We start from the raw sequence: 3,451 nt of genomic DNA on the forward strand, positions 1-3,451 counted from the left end.
GAAGCGGCAAGTGTTATAACTTAATAGCTATGAAGTTTCAAGGGAACCGATCGCACACTATGGTTACTTCTGTGCCAAAGCCCACTCTGGATGTATCCGAAAGCAAAACGAAGGCGCTCAAAGAAAACATCCTCACGCCCCGCTTTTACACGACAGACTTTGAAACGGCGGCAAAGCTGGATTTGTCAGCCCAGGACAGCGAATTTCAGGCAATGCTGGCAGAAATGCGGGCGGATTACAATCGGCATCACTTTGTCCGGGATGAGACGTTCGATCGCTCTTGGGAAAACCTGACTGGAGAAGCCAGACAAGCATTTATCGATTATTTGGAGAGGTCTTGCGTTTCCGAGTTTTCCGGCTTTCTGCTATTTAAGGAACTCTCGCGCAAACTCAAGGATCGCAATCCCGTACTCTCCGAGATGTTTCACCTCATGGCGCGAGATGAAGCCCGTCATGCGGGATTCCTCAACAAAGCAATGGGCGATTTTGGCTCGACGATGGATTTAGCCTACTTGACAAAAAATCGAGTTTATACATTCTTCCCGATCGAGTGGGTAATTTACACAGTTTATCTATCAGAGAAGATTGGTTATTGGCGTTACATCATTATTTATCGCCATTTAGAAAAACATCCCGAAAATCAGTTTTATCCGCTATTCCGCTACTTTGAAAGCTGGTGTCAGGACGAAAACCGCCACGGAGATATTTTCAAAGCATTATTGCGATCGCAACCCAAACTCTGGCAAACTTGGCAATCTCGGTTATGGAGTCGCTTTTTCCTACTGACAGTATTTGCGACCCATACCCTCACCGTTCACGAACGCACTGGTTTTTATAACGTGCTGGGAATCGATGCAACCGAATTCGATCGGGAAGTCATTCGCAAAACCAACGAAACAGCAGCGCGTGCATTCCCATCAGTTCTCGACACCGAACATCCACAGTTTTTCGATCGCCTGCATCGCTGTTCCGATCTAAACTTGCAAATGTCCGAGATCGATCGGAGTTCTCAACCCAAATGGGTGAAAAAGTTGCGTAAATTACCATTGCAACTATCAATTATCGGTCATTTGGTGCGGATTTATCTGACCAAAGGGATTGACGCAGAAGCACTGAAAGGAACAGTGCGGTAATTTAGAAACCCGGTTTCTTGAAGAAACCGGGTTTCTGTGGTTTAGTTTTTTGGGGAGGGGAGAAGGGCGATCGTTTCCTTCATCAAATATAAGCTTCAACCTCCATTTTCAATTCTTGATGATAAGTGATCTAAATCAAGCGGATCGCTCTCAACATAATCCTTTGCTGTCATATCTTCCAGAGACACTACAAATCCTTCTGACGTTGAGGATCGAAGCGGTAGACAAACCAATTTTCCCCAAGCACGCAATCACCCTGACACCAATCTTTCAGAGCAGTATCTACTTCCTGAATCCAAACATCACGCTCATTGTTCACTACTGTTTCTTCGACTCCTTGCTGCTCTCGCTGGTCTAGATTTTCCTACCTCACGATGAATAGAATCTGGGAGCGCATCAACTAAATCTGCTGGATTTTGTGGCATACGTGACATTCGTGCTTCTTCCGATAAAGGCACTAATTCTGGTTTGACAGCAGCATTACCAGCACCAATAATTTGTTTAACTTCTTCGTGTTTACCTAGCGCCAATAAATCAATAAGAGGTCTACCATCACTACCGGGTTTCAATAACAAACTGCGATTGAGATTTGCACTTCCTCGATCGATATATTGAATCGTACCCAAAAGCCGATTTAGGTTTTCTTCGTTAAAGCGAGATAGCGGTTGTCCGCTTGCCCAAAAATGAAGACTTCGGCGTGAAACATGGAAAATTTTAGCCAGTTGCTCCCAAGTTAACCCACTCAATCTTCTCAGTTCATTAAGGGCTTTCTGCGTTACTTGTGGAGAACTGGTTGATGGTAGAGTAACGCCACTTGTGGTCATTTCCCAAGCAGCTAATAAATTGCGATCGCTTGTTATTGTGGAAGTGGTTGTGTTAGAACGAGACAGGAAAATACTACAGCCAATAAAGGGATGAGTATCTAAATTCCGCATCGCTCCCAGTGCAGAAGTACTCGATAACCGCTCATCCGGTTTTTTACCTAAAAGAGTAGTCATAATTCACCCCCAAAGCGTCGCAAAAATTCATCATTGACTACCCATCGAAAGAAAGTATAAATCCTTTCGGCAAACCGATTTGATTCACTCATTAACTCCTCAATGCTAAATTCTCTATTTTTGGAAAGGGACATATCTAAATCGAGTATCCAGCTAGGTTCGGGAATAGGTTCGATCGCATCTGGATCGAAAGTAGCACCAGCCGGAATAATTCCCCATCTAGCGATAATTTGTTCACCTCCCTCTGGCATGATAAACAAAGATTCATTAATAGTTTGCTGAACATATTCTCTAAACTCTGTGGCAGCAATGCCAGCTATTTCAGGTTTGACGAGCGATCCGATATCTTTGGCATCTTGTCCAACTAATCGATCGATATATCGCAACCCAAATCGTTCAATAATTTGGGGATTAAAACTATTATTAAGTGCTACAAGTACGCTTTCTAAACGTTCTAAAAAATCACGACGACTTGAGTAAGCAGTTGTTTCAAGTGCAACAAAGTTAGGTGCTAATGAAACTCGCCAATTGTTTGTTAGATCTACAAACCGCCAAGTTAATTGGGGTGCAATTTGCATAACACCTTGAGAACCAAAAACTAAACCCTGAGTTTGTTCTGGTTGAAGGATGGGATATTTTTCTCGAATGGCTTCTTGAAATGAAGCTACAAAATCTTTCTTTTCGATCGAAAGAATAGGTGGAAAGCGTACCTGTGCGATCGCTCGAATCAGAGGTGCTTTTTTTAACGGCACTTCTTTAGGTGGCTGTGCGATGAGTGGGTTTGTATTAACCACTTTCTACATCCTTGGTGGGGCTTTCAGGGGAATTGAGCATAGTCAGAGACGAGAGATAATACCTATCGTTCTCTATAATTATTGTAATGCAAGAGTGTGAAGTATAGTGTGAAGTTGGAAAAGTGTTTTTTTCGGAGAGGGCTGAAAACCTCTCTGGGCAAGGAAAAGAGGTGAATGAACTAAAAAGCTGATTCTGGGGCGATCGCGATCGAGTTCGATCTACTGTTGAGGCAACTAGGTCAATTTGGTGATGGAAGTAGCGATCGAATCTGAGATTGCACCACTAAAAACTGATGCTGATGGCGTAGTTCGGGTAAGGGAAAGCCGTGTTATATTAGATACTATTGTTGCCGTTTTTCAGCAAGGAGCAACAGCAGAAGGAATAGGCGATCGCTTATCCATCTCTATACTGAAATTAGCTGGCAAATCCTTATGATTAGTTTGGCGAGCGCAAAGTTATTTTTGGCAGATGGCTAAACTCTACTACCGAGGGATGGCAGAGGAAAACGGTAAACCTAAAGTAGGG

General features: G+C 43.3%; 5 protein-coding genes. 2 read left to right on the forward strand and 3 right to left on the reverse strand.

Annotation, left to right across the window (positions count from 1 at the left end; translation table 11 throughout):
* The first annotated feature begins 59 nt into the window (after positions 1-59).
* The gene (gene acsF / locus H6S82_RS24700; protein ID WP_190462891.1) at positions 60-1,133 is read left to right on the forward strand and encodes a magnesium-protoporphyrin IX monomethyl ester (oxidative) cyclase; all 1,074 of its coding nucleotides are present in this window, start codon (positions 60-62) and stop codon (positions 1,131-1,133) included.
* 187 nt (positions 1,134-1,320) lie between these two features.
* Here the strand turns inward: acsF and H6S82_RS34160 are convergent, their stop codons facing one another.
* From H6S82_RS34160 to H6S82_RS24710, 3 genes are read right to left on the reverse strand one after another with little or no spacing between them, the layout of a single operon-like run.
* On the reverse strand, positions 1,321-1,452 hold the full coding sequence (locus H6S82_RS34160) for a hypothetical protein (protein ID WP_255512181.1): 132 nt from the start codon (positions 1,450-1,452) through the stop codon (positions 1,321-1,323).
* Positions 1,442-2,131: an XRE family transcriptional regulator gene (locus tag H6S82_RS24705; protein ID WP_190462832.1), complete on the reverse strand. Its 690-nt coding sequence runs from the start codon at positions 2,129-2,131 to the stop codon at positions 1,442-1,444. Before H6S82_RS24705 ends, H6S82_RS34160 begins: the two co-directional genes overlap by 11 nt.
* Positions 2,128-2,925 carry a TIGR04255 family protein gene (locus H6S82_RS24710; protein ID WP_190462830.1) on the reverse strand — a complete coding sequence of 266 codons (798 nt, stop codon included), beginning with the start codon at positions 2,923-2,925 and terminating at the stop codon, positions 2,128-2,130. The genes H6S82_RS24705 and H6S82_RS24710 overlap by 4 nt, the downstream gene beginning before the upstream one ends.
* Before the next feature lie 250 nt (positions 2,926-3,175).
* Between H6S82_RS24710 and H6S82_RS24715 the strand changes: the two genes are divergently transcribed.
* A complete protein-coding gene (locus tag H6S82_RS24715) occupies positions 3,176-3,361 on the forward strand; it encodes a hypothetical protein (RefSeq protein ID WP_190462828.1) in 186 nt (61 codons plus the stop codon).
* Positions 3,362-3,451 lie beyond the last annotated feature (90 nt).

The sequence above is a fragment of the Planktothrix sp. FACHB-1355 genome (genome assembly GCF_014748295.1).
In the GTDB taxonomy this organism is placed as follows: Bacteria; Cyanobacteriota; Cyanobacteriia; order Cyanobacteriales; family Aerosakkonemataceae; genus Aerosakkonema; species Aerosakkonema funiforme_A.

Excerpts from the sequence above, each read along its gene's own strand:
- acsF (WP_190462891.1), top strand. The coding sequence starts at position 60 with ATGGTTACTTCTGTGCCAAAGCCCACTCTGGATGTATCCGAAAGCAAA.
- H6S82_RS24715 (WP_190462828.1), top strand. The coding sequence starts at position 3,176 with ATGGAAGTAGCGATCGAATCTGAGATTGCACCACTAAAAACTGATGCT.
- H6S82_RS24705 (WP_190462832.1), bottom strand. The coding sequence starts at position 2,131 with ATGACTACTCTTTTAGGTAAAAAACCGGATGAGCGGTTATCGAGTACT.